13 protein-coding genes and 1 pseudogene are annotated in these 16480 nt (G+C 69.4%); 4 read left to right on the top strand and 10 right to left on the bottom strand.

The genetic code is table 11. The features are described 5' to 3' along the window. Positions 1 to 137: 137 nt before the first annotated feature. Both AB0761_RS04490 and AB0761_RS04485 read right to left on the bottom strand, forming a co-directional pair. Positions 138 to 1007 (bottom strand): GNAT family N-acetyltransferase, encoded by an 870-nt coding sequence (locus AB0761_RS04490; RefSeq protein ID WP_377267634.1) that lies wholly within the window; start codon positions 1005 to 1007, stop codon positions 138 to 140. 211 nt (positions 1008 to 1218) lie between these two features. Continuing rightward, the gene (locus AB0761_RS04485; RefSeq protein WP_377267633.1) at positions 1219 to 1719 is read right to left on the bottom strand and encodes a cupin domain-containing protein; all 501 of its coding nucleotides are present in this window, start codon (positions 1717 to 1719) and stop codon (positions 1219 to 1221) included. Between the two features lie 197 nt (positions 1720 to 1916). Between AB0761_RS04485 and AB0761_RS04480 the strand changes: the two genes are divergently transcribed. The 3 genes from AB0761_RS04480 to AB0761_RS04470 all read left to right on the top strand — a co-directional run bounded on the left by AB0761_RS04480 (position 1917) and on the right by AB0761_RS04470 (position 5845). Continuing rightward, entirely contained in the window at positions 1917 to 2567 is a 651-nt protein-coding gene (locus AB0761_RS04480) for a helix-turn-helix domain-containing protein (RefSeq protein ID WP_377267631.1), read from the top strand. Positions 2568 to 2693: 126 nt separating this feature from the next. Beyond that, on the top strand, positions 2694 to 3716 hold the full coding sequence (locus AB0761_RS04475; RefSeq protein ID WP_377267630.1) for a hypothetical protein: 1023 nt from the start codon (positions 2694 to 2696) through the stop codon (positions 3714 to 3716). Beyond that, on the top strand, positions 3713 to 5845 hold the full coding sequence (locus tag AB0761_RS04470) for a hypothetical protein (protein ID WP_377267628.1): 2133 nt from the start codon (positions 3713 to 3715) through the stop codon (positions 5843 to 5845). The genes AB0761_RS04475 and AB0761_RS04470 overlap by 4 nt, the downstream gene beginning before the upstream one ends. Here the strand turns inward: AB0761_RS04470 and AB0761_RS04465 are convergent. Further along, on the bottom strand, positions 5785 to 6564 hold the full coding sequence (locus tag AB0761_RS04465) for a hypothetical protein (protein ID WP_377267627.1): 780 nt from the start codon (positions 6562 to 6564) through the stop codon (positions 5785 to 5787). The genes AB0761_RS04470 and AB0761_RS04465 overlap by 61 nt on opposite strands. Before the next feature lie 303 nt (positions 6565 to 6867). Here AB0761_RS04465 and AB0761_RS04460 point away from each other — a divergent pair, with 303 nt between their 5' ends. Beyond that, positions 6868 to 7470, top strand: coding sequence for a TetR/AcrR family transcriptional regulator (locus AB0761_RS04460; protein ID WP_377267626.1), 603 nt, complete (start codon positions 6868 to 6870; stop codon positions 7468 to 7470). Positions 7471 to 8272: 802 nt separating this feature from the next. Here AB0761_RS04460 and AB0761_RS04455 read toward each other — a convergent pair. The 7 genes and pseudogenes from AB0761_RS04455 to AB0761_RS04425 form a co-directional block, all read right to left on the bottom strand. Continuing rightward, on the bottom strand, positions 8273 to 9532 hold the full coding sequence (locus AB0761_RS04455) for an ABC transporter permease (protein WP_377267625.1): 1260 nt from the start codon (positions 9530 to 9532) through the stop codon (positions 8273 to 8275). A gap of 275 nt (positions 9533 to 9807) precedes the next feature. After that, positions 9808 to 10953: a YbhN family protein gene (locus AB0761_RS04450; protein ID WP_377267624.1), complete on the bottom strand. Its 1146-nt coding sequence runs from the start codon at positions 10951 to 10953 to the stop codon at positions 9808 to 9810. Further along, positions 10950 to 11546: a hypothetical protein gene (locus AB0761_RS04445; protein ID WP_377267623.1), complete on the bottom strand. Its 597-nt coding sequence runs from the start codon at positions 11544 to 11546 to the stop codon at positions 10950 to 10952. Before AB0761_RS04445 ends, AB0761_RS04450 begins: the two co-directional genes overlap by 4 nt. A 217-nt stretch (positions 11547 to 11763) precedes the next feature. Continuing rightward, a pseudogene (locus AB0761_RS04440) lies at positions 11764 to 11934 on the bottom strand (phosphatase PAP2 family protein); the annotation flags it as partial. A 119-nt stretch (positions 11935 to 12053) separates the two neighbouring features. Next, the gene (locus AB0761_RS04435; protein WP_377267621.1) at positions 12054 to 12965 is read right to left on the bottom strand and encodes a patatin-like phospholipase family protein; all 912 of its coding nucleotides are present in this window, start codon (positions 12963 to 12965) and stop codon (positions 12054 to 12056) included. Positions 12966 to 13255: 290 nt separating this feature from the next. Then, on the bottom strand, positions 13256 to 14773 hold the full coding sequence (locus AB0761_RS04430; protein ID WP_377267620.1) for a glycoside hydrolase family 43 protein: 1518 nt from the start codon (positions 14771 to 14773) through the stop codon (positions 13256 to 13258). 240 nt (positions 14774 to 15013) lie between these two features. Further along, the gene (locus AB0761_RS04425; protein ID WP_377267618.1) at positions 15014 to 16048 is read right to left on the bottom strand and encodes a LacI family DNA-binding transcriptional regulator; all 1035 of its coding nucleotides are present in this window, start codon (positions 16046 to 16048) and stop codon (positions 15014 to 15016) included. Positions 16049 to 16480 lie beyond the last annotated feature (432 nt).

Here is a 16480-nt window from a genome sequence, read left to right as displayed (position 1 = left end):
CCACCTGGGCATCCACAACCTCGGCCTGCTCCTTGCGCTGCCAACGAGGGACTGCCGGACCCTCAGCGGCAGGCTGCCGCCCGCTGTCGGGGGCGCCCCGGCCGTCAGGGGCCTGGGGTCGCCGACGGCGGTGGGGTTCAGTCAGCGGCGACGTCGGCGCCGGGGGACACCGCCGGGTTGCGCCAGATCCAGTTCCGGCGCGGGTACTGGAGCGTGAATCCGGCGCGAATCAGGTTGTGGTACGAGGAGTTGTGCGTGCCCGCGGGCTCGTCGAACGTCTCTACGGCGAGCCGGCGGCACCCCGCGTCGCGGGCCGCTCGGATGCGGGCAGCGATCAGCGCGGACTGTGCTCCGCGCCCACGTGCCTCAGGCAGGGTGCACCCCGCGAACAGACTGCCCACCTCGCCCTGGACTCGCAGGGTGGCGGTGGCGACGATGGCGCCGGATTCGCGGACGGCGAAGGGGTGCCAGCCGGCGCGGCCGACGGAGGCGGCGGCCATGTCCTGCATTCCCTGGTGAGGCATTCCCATCGCCCTCGGCATCACGTCGGCCCAGGCGGCGGCCTCGTCCGGGGTGACCGGGCCGACTGTCAGACCATCGTCGAGGGCGGCACCCGCGCTCGCCTCGACCGCCGCCCCGATGTCACAGCCGAGCTTGCGGATGATCTCGCCGGGTTCGAGGCCGAGAGCCGCACAGATTGCGGGCCAGTCGTCGGGAACCACCGACGGCGCGAGCTGGACGGTGGCCAGGCGGACGTCCCGCTCACGATAGAAGGAGATGACCTGGTCCATCATCGACAGCGTGACGGGCTCGTCGAACCCGAATCCGAGAGCCTTGCTCCAGTAGTCACTGGAGTCGTCCCGCATGGCCAGCACGACTCCGCCTCCCAGTCGGGCGGACGCGATCCCCCATTTCTCCCTGAGTGTTTCCGGAACTCCGCCTTCGAATTCGTACATCTCCTCTGCCTCGGCCTGTTCGAGAATGGCGGCTGGGATGTTGATTGTCACGAGTGAAATCCTTCCGGACGAAGAGATGGGGATGATGTCCGATGCAGTCGCGGCAGCGCGCTCGCCACGGCACGGGAGTGAGTAGGAGAAGGCTTGTCGACTGCTGGCCTGACCTGGCCGCGATCGCACGCCGGCACAAGGCATCGTGTACGGGCCCGCGAGAGCCCGCCGAGGCGCGTTGCCGCTCCCTTGAGAGTTTGCGCATGTGGTTTCATGATCCGGGCGCGTCGCCCTCGCCGTGCATCTGCTGCCAGGAAGCCTCTTCATCCCCCAGGCCAGTGGTGTGGAACCGGCCGTTGAGGTCCGCCAACTGCTCCGGAGTGGGATGCGGGCCCAGCTTGCCCATCTCGAGGAAGAGCTCCTCGTTGCCGGCAGGTGCCGAGACGAACAGCGCCCGTCCGCCGGTGGGAGTCGTGAACGTGTGCTGGCTCCCCTTGGGCACCACAGCCACGGTGCCCGGCCCCCCGGAGAAGGTCGTGTCGCCGACCCGGAAGTCGTAGTGCCCCTCCAGTACGTAGACGATCTTCATAAAGCCGTGGTGGGCATGCGGAGGGTTCTCGGTGATCACGTCATGAGTGAAGACGAACGCTCCCAAGGCGTCATCGACGTCCTTGCCGCGCACGATCACCTCGAGCCAGTGATTCCCCCCAGGCTCCACCCGCACGCCCTCACCGGGCGCGACCGCCCAACCGTCAGCTCCCCAGTTGCTCACAACATCTCCTTCTTGCCTTCTTGCCGGCCCGCGATCCGCAGGCCGGCGGGATCCGATGACACACGGACGGGGCCATGGACCGGCCGTGCGAACCGCACGTCACGTGCGGACTGCCACCCTGGGCGACCCTCGCTGCCCCGTACAAGCCGTGTTGCTGTTTCCGGGAATCAGCGCGGAGGAGGTGACGTTTCACCGTCGTGGAACCTCACGAAACGATCGCCCTGGTACTGGCGGAAGTAGGCCCTCAGCTGCGGCGACACCGGGTACGTCGCGGCGTGACACTGACCGCGCTCGCCGAGGCGACCGGCATTTCCAAGAGCACCCTGTCCCGGCTGGAGTCGGGCCAGCGGCGCCCCGGTCTGGAACTCCTGCTGCCGATCACCCAGGCGCTGCGGATCGGCCTGGACGACGTGGTCCAGGCTGCGCCGCAGGAAGGACCCTTCAACCGGCTGATGCCTCAGCCCTGGAACGGGATGGTGCGTCTGCCGCTCGCCCGTCAGATCGGCCCCATCCAGGCGTTCAAGCTGATCGTGCCGGTGGGCCGCGCGGAACCCGACCCACAGACCCACGAAGGGCACATGTGGATGTACGTTCTGTCCGGCAGCCTGCGCCTCTTGCTGGGGGACAAGGATCTGCAGGTGAGAGTCGGCGAGTCGGCCGAGTTCAGCACCCGGTTGCCGCACTGGTTCGGCAACAGCGGCCAAGAGCCTGCCGAGGTGCTGTGTCTGTTCGGACGCCAGGGTGAACAAGTGCGACCTCGCGTGATGCCGCCCGTCGCCGGTCACAGCGGAGATTCGCCGGTCGCCACGGCCTCTGCCCAGCAAGCCCCCTACGGCCGCGAGCAGTGATCCGAACCGTGTGGTGGCATCGCCGGACAGCCCTACGGGTCGCGTTGCCTGCGGGTGGTGCGACTGTGCTCTTTACCGCAAGTTCCCACTGTGGGAGCCTCGTTGCGACACTGCGGCGGCGGAGGCATGGGCTTGCTCTTCGAGGATCTGAAGGCGCTCGCGCGGTCCGTGCGGTTGGCGCTGGGACTGCCCGCAGCGGTCTGGTTCGCCGGTCGAAATTTCAGCGCCTTGGCCCAGGCCTACGAGCGCACGGTGGCGCCGATCCTGCTGCGGGTCGTTTCCGAGTCGCCTGTCCGGGCCTCGATGGACGCCTCGCTGAGCGTCATGAGCTCAAAGATCGGACTCGCAGTCCTCTGCTACGCCCGGGCGGTGGGCGGCGAGCCGCCACTGGAGGTCGTGGTGCTGGCCGGAGCCTGTACGCGGCTTTACGACGACCTCATCGACGACTCACCGGACCGGTCCGCGGACACCAGGCTGGCGCGACTCTTCGCCCGTACAGCTGAGGATGGGCTGTGCAAACAGTCGGACCAGGAGGAGCCGTTCGGTCGTTCTGAGGCGGAGGTGGTGCTCGCGCGGATGATCGAGGCGATCGTCGAGCGCACACCGACCTCCTCCACGGTGGCGGCGTTCACCGCTCTCCAGGAACTGCACATGTACCAGTGCCTGTCCCGGCGGCAGCGGGAGCCGGACATTTCCCTTGCCCTCATCGAGGAGATCACGCGCGGCAAGGGGGCCTATGCCAACCTCGTCCTGTGTCATCTCGTCCGCCCGGAAATCCCCGACGCGGACCGCGAGTTGGCGATGAGGCTGGGGAGTTGCCTTCAGCTCCTCGACGACTACATGGACCTCCCGTACGATCAGTTCAACGGCATCGTCACCCTCGCCTCGGCCCGTTCCCTCTCCTTGGCAGAGGTGGCTGAGCGACTGCGCCTGGTCTGCCGCCAGCTCGCCCACCGGCACCCTGGGCCAGGTGCCCGCAGGTACGGGGGGATGGTCTACTTTCTGCTTCTCCAGGCGATGGCAGCCCGCCGGTTCCCGGCTTTGGGGCGCGTGGCTCAGCGGGCCGCCCGGCGCTCGGCGGCGCTGCGCTTCACCAGCCGGGCGGCGGAGTCGCTGCCCGCGGTCGTCCCTCAGGAGGGGAACCGATGAATCTGCGCGATCGCCTGAACTGGATCGTCCTGGTCCTGGGCCTCCTGCTGTGCACGACGATCGGCTTCGCCGTGCTCAACCTGGTCCGCCATCGATGGGGACTGCTTGACCTGTGGACAACGGCGATTCCGATGGCGCTTGCCATCGTCATCGCCATCTTCGCCACTGTCTCACCGACCATCCGGCGGCGGGACCTGGACGCGGCAGCAGCGGAACGGGCGAGGTCCCTCGCCGATCGGGTCGGGACGGACCTGCGGACGGCCAGCCACGAGAGAGGTCTGGACGCTGACCGGCTTCTGCATGTGCCGTGGCGGCTTTCGAGCCGCTCCGACCGGGCTGCGGGTCTGCACGAACGCCTGGAAGACGGGGGCCAGTTGGAACGTCTGGTCGACCGGGTGGCCGATCACGCGCGCGGCGGCTCACCGACCCGGCTGGTCGTCACCGGTGAGGGTGGGGCAGGGAAGACCGCCGTCTGCATCCTGCTCGCCCTGGCGCTCGCCGAGGGATCCCCGGCAACGTTCCCGGTGGTGTTCTCGGTCGCCTCGTGGCGGTCGGGGACCTCGCTGCGCCGATGGATGGCCGATGAACTGCTGATCAACCACGCCCGGCAGGTCCGGGACGACCAGCACGGAAGAACGGTCGCCGAGGAGATCGTTGCACGCTACGTCCTTCCGGTCCTCGACGGCCTGGACCAACTCGCCGACCCGAGCGCATTTCTGAGAGCCGTCGAGGACGAACTCCAGGGCCGCTCCTTCGTACTCAGTGGCCGCACCGCCGAGTTCGCCCGGGCGGACACCGATGAGCGGATCCTGCGCCGGGCCTGCGTGGTCGAACTGCTCCCGCTCCCCGTCGCCGATATCCGGAAGGCCCTCGCCGCATCAGTGCCCGAGGGCGCGGCCAGCCGTCCGATCCTGGACGCGACGCTCTCCCGCCTGCGGTCCCACCCGTCCGGACCGCTGCGGGACGCCCTGAGCACGCCGCTCTATCTCGCCCTGGCCGTGCACCTCGGCGGTCGTATCCCGCGCGAGCTCATGGAATCGGATGAGACCGACGCAGTCCAGCGGATCCAGAAGTACTTGTGGGGGGCCTTCGTCAGCGCGGCCTACCGACTCGGACCACAGCCGCGGCCGGACGAGGTCGGCCCCGTCGAGGCGGAACAGATCCTGCGCTTCCTGGCCGGACGGGCGGACCCGGCGACCGGACGCCTGGCCTGGTGGCGGCTCCACACTCAAGTCCCGGGAATGCTCGCCGTGGGCGTGGCGGTACTGAACGGGGCGTGGGTGTGCGGCCTCGCGGCCGGGCTGTATTTCGAGCTCTTCGAGCGTCCCTGGATCGGCGTCTGGATCGGGGTGCTGTGCGGGGCCGTGGGCGGGGTCGTCGTGGAGGCGCTGCCTGCCGACCAGCCGCGTCGCGCCAGGCCGGCGCTGGGCACTGCCATACAGCGGCGTTCGGACCAGGGAGCGCTGCTGCGCACCCTCGGGTTCGGCTTCCTGGGCGGGGTCGCCTGTGCGGCGATGGTCTGGTTCCTCTACGCGCGTGTGCAGCTGGTGGCCACAGCCTTTGTGCTGAGCGGGCTGACCTTTGCGGCGGCCCGGTGGGTCAGTGAACCCACCAACCTGATGGAGACCGTGACACCGCGAGGGATTCTCACCGCCGACCGGGCCGTGGTCGGATACACCTGCGCGGTCGGATTCCTGCCTGGCGCGCTGACCGGTGCGTACCTCGGCGCCAAGCTGCCGTCCGCCCACCGCTCACCCGAGTTCGACCACCTGCGGATCCTCACCGACCTGTCGCACACGCAGCTGATCCTGCTGTGTGCCGTGGGCGGAGGACTGCTCAGCTGCCTCGGCCTGGGCCTGCTCGCGTTCGGGGCCAGCTCCTGGGGCCGTTTCGTCCTGGTCCGGCTCTGGCTGGCCTCGCGTCGGCACACCCCGATGCAGCTGATGACATTTCTGCAGGATGCGTGCAGCAAGGGTGTTCTCCGCCAGGTCAACGGGCTCTTCGAGTTCCGGCACCAACTGCTGCATGCCCACCTGCTGCATGCCCACCTGGTGGAGCCCGACCAGGATCAGCCTCCGCCGCCGGCACCTGCACCGACACCCGTGCCAACGGCGGAACCGAACCCCTGACCGGGACCGGCGGGGCCGACAACTACCTGGCCGGTCAGCTCCCAGCGGGCGAAGGAAGCAGGTCGGCCCGCCGCGTCAGGTGCGGTGGCGTAGCGTGCCTCCGGCAGGCGGACCGAAGCGCACGCCGACCCTGAGGGCTCCGCCAGCACCTCCAGGTCGGCCAGATTCCGGCGCACTTCGGCCACGGCCATGGTGGTCCCGGGGGTGCTCCAGTAGGCGAACTCGATGCGTACCTGGGCCAGTGGCCTCTCTGTCAGACTCCGGGCGCGGCGTACGAGCAGCTCACGGAGCTGGTCCAGGCGGTTCAGGTCGTAGCCGAGCCAGCCGCCCGGGATGTCGTCGGAGTCCCGGACCGTGAGCCGGAGGATCTCGAAGCAGTGCCCCCGGAGCACCGCGGTCTGTGCCTCGCGCCAGCGCAGCTCGAAAGCGGTCTGGAGCCGTTGCGCACGGACCAGCACCCAGACTCGCGCCACTGCGACCAGTGCGACGAGAGAGGCACAGGAGAGACCGCCCCACCTGGCGGCCGACGGCAGCAACGCGGCGGCTGCGGTGAGCCCGCAGGCGACGGCGGCCCAGGCTGCGGTACGTCGCTGTGCGGCGGCGAAGTCGGGACCGCGCGGGCTCAGTATGCGCCGTTGGAGCACACCCTGCACTCCGGTCAACGGGACCAGGGGAACCGGTAGTTCGGGGCCGACGTGCTCGGGATCATAGGCAAGCATGGCTCCCACCGCCTCTCGGGGGCGTCGTGAAGACCTTACCCGTCCTCGGCGCCCGTGTACCGCTGCACGGGCCCAGTGCGGCGCCGGTCTCATCGTCACCCGCTTCGACGGGACCCCGGACAGCTGCGTCGACGGCCTCCACCCGCGCGAGTGGACGGCGCGTTTTCTGATCCTCGTGACCGCGCCTTCCGAAGCCGCCGAGCCCGGATCACGATGGGCGGCAGCTCGGCCGCAACTGCCCCGTTACGCCCCCAGCGTGCTAAGTTAACATGAAGGTTCGTTTTTCATGGATAGGATGGATCCATGCCCAAGGTCACGCAGGAATACATGGAGGCCCGCCGCAAGCAGATCCTGGAAGCGGCGCGCCGCTGCTTTCTGCGTGACGGATTCCATTCGACATCCATGCAAGATCTGTTCGCGGAGTCCGGCCTCTCGGCCGGCGCGGTGTACCGGCACTTCGCGAGCAAGAACGAGATGATCACGGCGATCGTCGAGGAGAACATGCGTGATGTCCTGGCGATGGTGCAAAGCGTGGCCAGGAGTCGGCCGAGCAGTTCCATCGGGGCTCTGATGGCCGATGTCCTCGAAATTGTGAAGGCCAAGACTGCCGAGCAGAATGTGGCCGGACTTTCCGTGCTGGCCTGGTCCGAGTCGCTACGGAACCCCTCGCTGGCCGCACAGTTCGACGATCTGATGACGCAGATGCGCTCCGCTCTCGCCGATGTCATCCGGGAGCGCCAGCAGAGCGGCAGCCTCACGCGCGAGGTGTCAGCCGAGGCGATCGCCGCCGCATTCATGTGCACCCTGCCCGGATACATTCTCCAGTTGGCCATGGGTGACACCAAGACGGTGGAGGGGGTTCCCGACGCCTTGCGAGCCCTCTGGCCGGATTCGGCGACGTCCTGACGCCAAGGCCGCACCGCGGCCGCGTCGGCAAGGCCGGTCGTCCTGTCAGAAAATGATCAACACAGGATGATCGCCCTTCGACAAAGGGCTCCTTCCAGGCCGGACGTCCGCAGAATTGTCGGCACGGTAGGAAGCCGGCTCGCTCCCTGCTCATATGTCCAGTCGCAGTGAGTTTTGGCGGATTCATCATGAGCGCTGCCGCATCAGGCGGCGTTCGCCCGTCGATCACGGCTTGTGGCCGCTCGTCGTTCACGTGGTGCAGAGCGGCGGATCCGGCCGTGATGGGGTGGTCCGGTCCGTGCGGGTTGGCGGTGGCCCAGGGAGCGCCGGCGGTCGCTGGGCTGCATCGCGCTTGGCAGGGCCCGGCGGACGGCCTCGCCGTAGGCGCCCGATAGCGCGGCACCCGCAGCGGGGGAAGCGGCAGCCGCGTGAGCAGCCGCGGCGTCGTTGACCGTGACAGTGCGGCGGCCGGGGTACGGGTCAGACGGGTGCTTGCTCGGTTCGGCAACTCTTTGACGACCATGTCCGGTCGGCCGGTGAGGCCCAGCACGGGGCGGACCAGGCGCCGCGGCGGCACGGAGACAACGACCCGCCGCCCGTCCACCGGCACGTCCGCGACCGTCCGACAGTGAAAGCCGTGGACCTTGCCTGGATTGCGTCGTGGAACGCCGCCTCTGCCGGCCGGAGGCCATCGATGCATGTCGCGGACTTCGACGGTATGCATCGCTTTCCTTGGTGTTCGCTGCTTCGGCCGGGCCGGCTACCGCTGCCTCACGCGTGGACGCGAGGATGACCGGCTGCCTCATTCGTGGGCCGCGTGCCGGGCATGAGCCTGCCGATGGTGCGTCGGTGAAGGCGACAGAGCCGTCGCGGTCTCGTCCACGACCGGGGAATCCGCGCTCATGTCGTCCGACCCGGGGAGGTCTTCTCCGACGGTGTCACTCGCGACGGTGTCACTTGCGACGGTGTCACTTGCGACGGTGGGGGTTCGGCGGGCGAGGACGGCAGTCGCCAGCCCCAGTACGCTCCAGAGGACGAGAACTGCGATATGGCCTGCGGATCCGTTGCCGTCGAAGTATGCGGTGCTACGCAGAAGATTCGCTCCGGCGCCGGGCGGCAGCCACTGGCCGATGTCCTCCACCGCCTTGGGCAGCAGTTCCGGTGCGGACGTGATGCCGGAGAAGGGGTTTCCCACGAAGACCATGAGCACGGCGCTGAGCCCGAGCCCTGCCGGACCGACGAGGGTGATCAGGCCGACGCTGGTGGCGCTGATGGCGAGCATGGTGAGGGACAGCGCCGCCCAGGTGGCCACGTGCTCGTGCGGCAGGGCGCCGAGGAGGCCCTGGGCAATGAGGTAGGCAGCGAGGCCCGTCACGGCGCACGCGGCGAACAGGTCGATCAGCCGGCGCCACATCGGTATCCGGCCACCGGAAAGCGCGATGAGCGCTGCGATGGCGATGCTGCAGATGGTGAGCGGGAGAAGTGCCGAACTGAAAACGACTCCCCGAGGGTCGTTGGCAGAGAAGGGTGCGATATCCACCGTCTTGACCCTCACGTTGACGGCGGCCTCGGCGCCCCCGTCCTTCGGGTCGGTGGACCTCGAGGAGCTATCGGCCGACGGCGTGACGTGCTCCACCTGCAGCTTCGCTGCTTGGGCTGCAAGGTGCTGGCCGGACATGGTCAGGAGTTGGGCCACGGACGCGCTTGCGGCAGAGGCCTCCAGGACCGTGACATGGCCGGGGGTGACGACGAAGGCGCCGTAGACCTCCCGGTTCTTGATCGCGGAGCGCGCCGACGACTGGTCGGGGTAGAGGTGGAAGTCGAATCCGCCCGGCATGCTCTGCGTCAGGCCCTCGACCGCACTCTGGCTGGCTGTGCTCGTACCAACGATTCCCACGGGCAGATCGCGGGGCGCGATGCGCGATGCGGGCCATGCGTAGGCCGTTACAGCCAGTGAGATGACCAGTGGCAACACCACTGTCGCGATGACGGTCCGGTGCCATGACCGCAGTCCTGTCGACGGCTTCTTCATGGCCTTGCCTCTAAAAAGACGAATGATCATTTTTATCACTGCTCCAGTCTGGCGCGGTCATGGGAAAACATCAAGACGAATATTCGTTTTTTTAGAGGGGCGACTGCGGAGGCGAGGGGGTGATGGCCGTGCCGGTCGGCCGCTCAGGGCCTTGCCGACGCGGCTCTGCGCTCCGTCCTCGCCCAGGTCAGCCAAGGGCAGGCGCCAGGAGAGCGGCCGGCCGCAGACAGGTGGCAGGCGGTCCCTTCGCTGTCGGCTGAGCGCAGTCCTGCGTGTCGATGTCCTGCGGTCGGATGTGGTCGGGATCACGCTCGCAGAGAGGGGTGCGGACAGGGCCGGTCGTCATGGCAGCCGCTGCGCACACTCTTCGCGTGGGCTGCCTGTCGACGCTGTCGAATCAGCAGGGCGGATCCGGCGACAGTGACCAGCCCGGGGGTGATCGTCCGAAAAAGGAGATCGGCGGCCATGGCGATCGTGGCGGGTACGCCACCGTGGTGAAGGGTGAGGACCAGGGCCGCGTCGAGGGTGCCGATCCCCGCGGGCAGCAGCGGCATGGCTGACGCGGCTGTCATCCCGGCGATGTAGGCGAACAACGCCGTACTCAACGCGGGTGAAGCCCCGACCGCATGGCATGCGGCGAGCAGGCACACGAAATCACCGCTCCAGTTGAGCAGGGCCAGGACGAGCCCCCGCGCCCAGAATCGGGCCGGTGGCTGCATGGCAGCCAATTCGTCGAGCAGCCGATCGGCCGACGTCTGGTCCAAGGCGCCGCGGCGCAGCCTGCGCACCAGGCGATGGACGGCGCGCACGGGCCGACGCAGCACGGCAGGGTGGTGGACCAACGCAAGCGCGCCGCTGGTGAGGGCGCAGATCACCCCGACGTGGACCGCGACGGGCCGGAGTTGCGAGCTGTCCCCTGCGAGAACGTGACCCACGCCGGCGATCAGAGCGAGCGCAATTGTGCTCAGAATGCCGGTGGCTGCATGCGTGAAACCGATTTGCGGCGCGCTGGCGCCCCAGGAGCGCATGCGGCGCGTCCGGTAGGTGATCGAGGCCAGGCTTCCGCCGGGCAAGGTCGCGCCGACAGCGTTGCCCGCGAACACCGTGGCGGCGACGGAACCGAGCCTGACGCGCAGTCCGCCGACACCCAGCGCGTGCCGTTGCAGGCGGGCGAACGTCATCATGGAAACCATTTCGCAGGCGAGAGCAGGCGGGATCCACCTGAGGCGGGCATGGGCCAGATGTCCCGCAGCCTGGTGTGCGTGAGGTGCGACCATCACCACCTCGGCGACAAGGACCACGACGACGGCACCTGTGACCAGCGCGGTACGTCGGCGCACGCGCAGCACGGTGGTGATGTCGCGGGTCGCCCGATGCGCCTGCCTCGTCCTGCGGTCTGCCTCGATGCCTGGATTCCCGTCGTCGGCCTGCGTCTCATGTGCGCTGCTCATGACGGCACGGGCCAGTCGGGCAGGAGTCGCAGGGGGGCCTCCAGGTGCACCCGGCACCGCGTGCGTGCCGGCATTGCGAGGTTCCACAAGCCCGCGAAGAAATGTATGTCCACACCGACGGCTGCGGCATGCCCAGAGGCACTCCCGGCGACGTACGGGAGCGGGTCCGAGATGTCCAGACGCGCCAGGGGTGCCGCGTCGGTGATGCCGTTGAGCGTGAGTATGGCAATGAGGGCGTCGTCGTGGGTGGTTGCCCTGGCGCCGGCGTAGTTGCGGACCAGCCGCAGCTCGCCGCCGGAGCCCGCGAGTTGACGCCCCACCTCCGTCCGCCAGGAGCTTCGGGGGCGGCGCTGTTCGACGGTGTCCGACACCCGGAAGCGCACCAGGCCTCCTGTCGGTCCTTTGGAGCCATGGTCGATGAGGAACGCTTCCCCGAGATGCAGCAGCAGGTGTGCGGAGCCTCTGCCGCGACAGCGGCTGCGCAGCCAGCTGCCGGACCCGCCGTTGCCGTATCTGCTGTCGGGCAGCCGGCGTTCGGCGCCCGAGCGGTCCTCGTTGTCGTCCGGAGGCGGGGGCAGGGGATAAAGGATCACGGTGGGCTACCTCGACGAAGCCTTGTGCGGGAACTTGGCTGATCTGCGCAGGCAGCGGCGGCGGCGTTCCGGGCGCCGCGCCTGGCCGTACGCGGTCGGCCCGTCGGCACCGTGACGTGGCCGGCGACGGGGTGAACGAGGCCGATGAGCAGGCCGACGAGCGCGATGAGGAGGCCGCCGGCGATGGCATCCGCGAGATAGTGGTTGCCGTTGGGACCACCACCAGGGTGGTGAGAATGGGATGGGCGAGGCCGTGTCCCCTCACGATCTTCCGGCGAGCGAGCCCGAAGCGGAGCCACCCCGACCACAGGGCCCAGCCGGCGTGGAGAGACGGCATGGCCGCGTACTCGTCGACCAGGTTGCCGGACCCCTGCGGCGCACCGGTCTGCCCGCTCCACCACCCCCGTCATTGGACATCGGCCACGATGTCGTGGATGTCCCCGTGGGGAAGGAGCTGAGGCGGGGTGGCGGGGAAACGCCAGAGACCAGGCCGGCTGTCAGGCGTCCTCACGCCGCAGCGGCAGGCTGCTGGGCAAGCCAGTCCTGGGTGAGCGAGTAGCCGACCTGGATCAGCCGCGAGGTGTCGCGGAAGTCGATGAGGTTGGCCACCGGGGTGGTGGCCGTGGGTAGCCGCAGCACCGACCCGCGGACCGCTGCCACATCCCGCCGCTCGCGCTCCGCCAGGATCTGGCACAGGGCCCGATGGGCGGAGAGCAGGGCCGCGTGCGCCTGACGGCCGGTCGTGTTCGTCACCGCGGCGGGCAGTACGTAGATGGTGGTCGCGCCGAGTGCTTCCGCCTGGAGGACGGGCGTGTCCGCCGATACACCGCCGTCGACGAGTCGGTGCTGTCCGACGCGTACCGGGGGATACAGGCCGGGGAAGGCCGCCGAGGCGAGCAGCGCCGAAACGGCGTCGCCCCGGGACATGACGACCGGAGCGCCCGTGTCGACATCAGTGGCCACGACGTGCAGCGGCACGGCGGCGTCCTCAAGTCGGCCGACTCCGATCCCGAACTGCAGCAACTGCTGCAGCGCCGTGCTCGAGACCGCCGCCTCGCCCCGGCCCGTCGAGGCCTTGATCAGGGTCCGCAGAGAAAACGGCGCTACATGCCGCCGCTTGATGCTGAGCCACAACGCTTCCAGCCGGTCGATGCCCTCGATGCTCGGGTCGGCGGCGAAGGCAGCGCCGTTCAAGGCGCCGGCCGAAGAGCCCACGATGAGATCGGGGGTGATCCCCGCCTGCGTCAGCGCCCGCAGCGCGCCGACTTGCGGTGCACTCAGGCTGCCACCGCCCTGCAGCACGAATGCCACGGTGCGGGGCGGTGCGGGCTCAGCCGTCGCAGGGGCGGCGAGCGCACCGTCGCCCCGAGGAACCCGACGCGGCGTCGTCGCCAACTCGGGGGTTCGCATGGTCTCCATGTCGCCTCCTTCGCTTCCCGGAACAATCATTCTTTTTTGCGGTGCCCATCCTGCGGTACGGGCAGGACTCGCGTCAAGACGAACATTCGTTTTTCTCGATGGAGGGTCGAGTGGGAATCGGGGCGGCTCGGGTGTGCATCCGTGTGTGTGGTTGCCCGGTCATGCCCGAGCGCCGCACGGCGCCCTCCACCGCGGCTCGGGCCGGGGCCGCCCGGCGCCTGGCTGCGGGTCCTCACCTGTCGGAGCGGCAGGACGATGATGTGCCGGACCCCTTGACGCGGAGTCGAGCTTCAGGCGGAGGGTTTGGGAGTGTAGTGGAACCAGTCGAACGCGACGGTGCCGTCGGTTGTGTACATGCCGATGACGCGTCCTGTGAAGCCGGTTGCGACCTCGGTGGAGAGGTAGCGCCCCTCCAGTTCGGCGAGTGGCTGCGCGCCAGGCGCGTCGGGATCGCCGATCCAGAAGGCGATGGTGTCGGGGCCGATGGGCTCGATGACGGCGCATTCGGGGGAGGGGGACACGATGTCAGTGGTGCGGATCGTCACGGTGAGGGTGAGCGGGCCGGGAGGCGCCGGGTGGCGGGCCACGGTCTGGCGCAGCGGACCGATGCGCGCGATCACACTGACTTGCCCGTCACCGACTTCGAGGTCGTAGTGGTGGGCCTCGTCCATGCGCACGCTCAGGCCGCCCCGTCCGGTGCCCGGGTCGAGCAGGGCCGCGGCACGGCAGTCGTGGTGCTGCTGGCGGCGGCCGACAAAGGTGTAGCCGGGGCGGTCGAGGGTGGGGCCGGTGGCGGTGAGGGTGAGCCAGCCGGAGCGCTCGGTCAGTGACCAGGAGCTGTCGGGGCGGGTGTAGGGCGAGATCCAGTGCGGGGCGAGCGCGGGTGCGTCGAAGTCGTCGCGAGCAGGCAGGGCGGGGAAGGGGTGCCAGATGCCGTCGGGCACGGGGTGGCGCTCGGGTACGGGTGCCACAACGGGCCAGCCGTTCTCGTCCCATTCGACGGGGGTGAGGAAGGTTTCGCGGCCGAGCACCTGGAAGTTGGGCGTGTAGCCGCGGGGCCGGGTGCCGAGCAGCACCATCCACCAGGTGCCGTCGGGCGCCGTGACCAGGTCGGCGTGGCCAGTGCTCTGGATGGGCCGGTCGGTGCCGCTGTGGGACAGCACGGGGTTGGCGGGTGCGCTTTCCCAGGGGCCGCGCGGCGAGCGTGCGCGGGCGATGGATACGGCATGGCCGCGTTCGGTGCCGCCCTCGGCGATCAGCAGGTACCACCAGTCGCCGATGCGGTACAGGTGTGGGGCCTCGGGCCATTTGAGGCCGGTGCCCGACCAGGTGGGGAAGGGCCCCTCCAGCACCTCGCCCTTGACCGGGTCGATCCGCGCCATGTGGATGCCGGGCACGGTGAACGTGCACCAGCAGGTGCCGTCCTCCTCCCACGCCAGGTCCGGGTCGATCCCGGGGAGGTCGATCCACACCGGGTCCGACCAGGGACCCTCCGGCTGTTCAGCGGTCACGATGTAGTTGCCACCGCCGCTGACATTGGTGTTGATCACCCAGAAGAGGCCGTCGTGGTGGCGGATCGTGGGGGCGTAGAGACCACGGGAGGCCATGGCGCCGGGCAGCGGCAGCTGCCCGGGGCGGTCGAGCACGTTGCCGATCTGCCGCCAGTGCACCAGGTCCCTGCTGTGGAAGATCGGCAGTCCGGGGAAGTACTCGAAGCTGGAGCACACCAGGTAGTAGTCGTCATCGACCCTGCAGACGCTGGGATCGGGGTGGAACCCGCTGATCACGGGGTTGTCGTACGTCCGCACAGGGCGTGATCCCTTCGGGATGCCGGTGTTTGCCGGTGTTGGTGGTCAGGAGGTGTGGCATGACTCGCACGAGTGGTGCGTGATGATCGCGGGCGCGGTTCTCGGCACCGGTGATGTCGAGGTCGACAGGGACACCGGAAGCGCTTCCAGCGTCGGGGTCCCATGGTCTGCAGCTTGCCGGCCTGTTCGGGGGCATGCCGGGCCTCCAGCTGGTGGAGGGAGTGGCTTGTGGTGGGGTGCTCAGTGCGGGGCGGGGGAGGCGGCGGGTGCGGACTGTCGTACGGTCAGTCGGGTGGGCAGGATCAGCGGGCTGGGGTCCTGCCCGTCGATGGCGCTGACCAGCATGCGCGCCATTTCGTGTCCCAGCGCTCTCACCGGCTGGTGGACGGTGGTCAGCGGGGGGTTGGTGAACCGGGCGCCGGCCAGGTCGTTGAACCCGATCACGGCCACGTCCTCCGGGACCCGCCGTCCCCGGCGGCTCAGGGTCTGCAGTGCGCCGATCGCCATTCCGTCGGAAGCGGTGAAGACCGCGTCCAGCTGCGGGTGGGCATCAAGCAGTTGCTCCATGGCCTCGGCGCCCCTCTCTTCCAGGAAGTCGCCGGAGACGACGTCCAGCAGAGGGATGCCGGCCAGCGTCAGACCTTCGCTGAACCCCTGTTCACGGGCGACCGAGGCCCGGGTGTCCACCTGGCCAGTGATCATCACCGGCCGGGTCCTGCCGGTACGCACCACATGCTCGGCGGCCAGTCTGGCCCCGCCCTTGTTGTCGGCGTCGACGTACCAGCGGGGCTCTCCGGTCAGCGGCAGGCCGCCGAAGACCACCGGGATGCCGGACTCCTCGCCCAGCCGTCCCAGCGGGTCGTCACCGCGCAGTGCCATCAGCATGATGCCGTCGGTCCGCCGGGAGCGGACCATCCGCTGCAGGCGGTCGCGGCCGCGTGGGGTGTTCGCCAATACCAGGATCAGCTCCAGGTCGGTCTGCTCCAGGGCCGTGCTGACGCCCACGACGACCTCGGCGAAGAAGGGGTCGGCGAACAGCCCGGCCTCGTCGCTGGAGGCGGCGAGCACCACCGCGCCGACCTTCCGGGTGGCCAGTGCCCGTGCGGTGGGGTTGGGCACGTAGCCCAGCTCGCGTACCGCCCGCTCGACCGCCTCGCGTTTGGCCCGGCTCACGTGGGGGACGTTGTTGATCGCGCGTGAGGCAGCAGTGCGGGACACACCCGCTCGTTGGGCCACCTCGTCGAGGGTCGGCATGCGCCTGGGCGACGGCTCCATCGAAAGACTTGCTCCTCGGCTTCACACGGCGGGCGACAGGGCAATGGTCCCACGTGCCCTGCGGCCCGAGACGTGGCCCCGAGGACGGATCAGGACGCCGTCGCCGTCGGTCGGCGCCCGGACCTGGTAGCGCTTCCGGCCGCCGACCGGCCGGAGCATCCGCCGCTGCCCGGCTACGCGCCACCCCGGACGGCACCGGGTGTTTCCCACGGCGGCAGGAGTCGCACCCCGGCCCAAACCCACGCACTGCCAGTCCTCCTCACCCGGCGGGCCGGGGCCGAGCCCGGCTCCTGGGCAGATGCCTGCGGGTGACTGCGCCCGCTGCGCTTGCGCACATCGCGGGACAAGACCCTGCAGGGCCGCCGGCAGGGCCAGGGTGCGGATGCCGGGCGGGCTGCGGGTGCGCGCGGCATCCCGCGAAACCCCGCCGCA

The organism is Peterkaempfera podocarpi, from assembly GCF_042466665.1.
Taxonomy (GTDB): Bacteria; Actinomycetota; Actinomycetes; order Streptomycetales; family Streptomycetaceae; genus Peterkaempfera; species Peterkaempfera podocarpi.
This window is presented reverse-complemented; position numbering and strand designations above follow the sequence as displayed.

Excerpts from the sequence above, each read along its gene's own strand:
- AB0761_RS04475 (WP_377267630.1), top strand. The coding sequence starts at position 2,694 with ATGGGCTTGCTCTTCGAGGATCTGAAGGCGCTCGCGCGGTCCGTGCGG.
- AB0761_RS04470 (WP_377267628.1), top strand. The coding sequence starts at position 3,713 with ATGAATCTGCGCGATCGCCTGAACTGGATCGTCCTGGTCCTGGGCCTC.
- AB0761_RS04465 (WP_377267627.1), bottom strand. The coding sequence starts at position 6,564 with ATGCTTGCCTATGATCCCGAGCACGTCGGCCCCGAACTACCGGTTCCC.
- AB0761_RS04460 (WP_377267626.1), top strand. The coding sequence starts at position 6,868 with ATGCCCAAGGTCACGCAGGAATACATGGAGGCCCGCCGCAAGCAGATC.
- AB0761_RS04455 (WP_377267625.1), bottom strand. The coding sequence starts at position 9,532 with ATGATCATTCGTCTTTTTAGAGGCAAGGCCATGAAGAAGCCGTCGACA.
- AB0761_RS04450 (WP_377267624.1), bottom strand. The coding sequence starts at position 10,953 with ATGAGCAGCGCACATGAGACGCAGGCCGACGACGGGAATCCAGGCATC.
- AB0761_RS04435 (WP_377267621.1), bottom strand. The coding sequence starts at position 12,965 with ATGGAGACCATGCGAACCCCCGAGTTGGCGACGACGCCGCGTCGGGTT.
- AB0761_RS04425 (WP_377267618.1), bottom strand. The coding sequence starts at position 16,048 with ATGGAGCCGTCGCCCAGGCGCATGCCGACCCTCGACGAGGTGGCCCAA.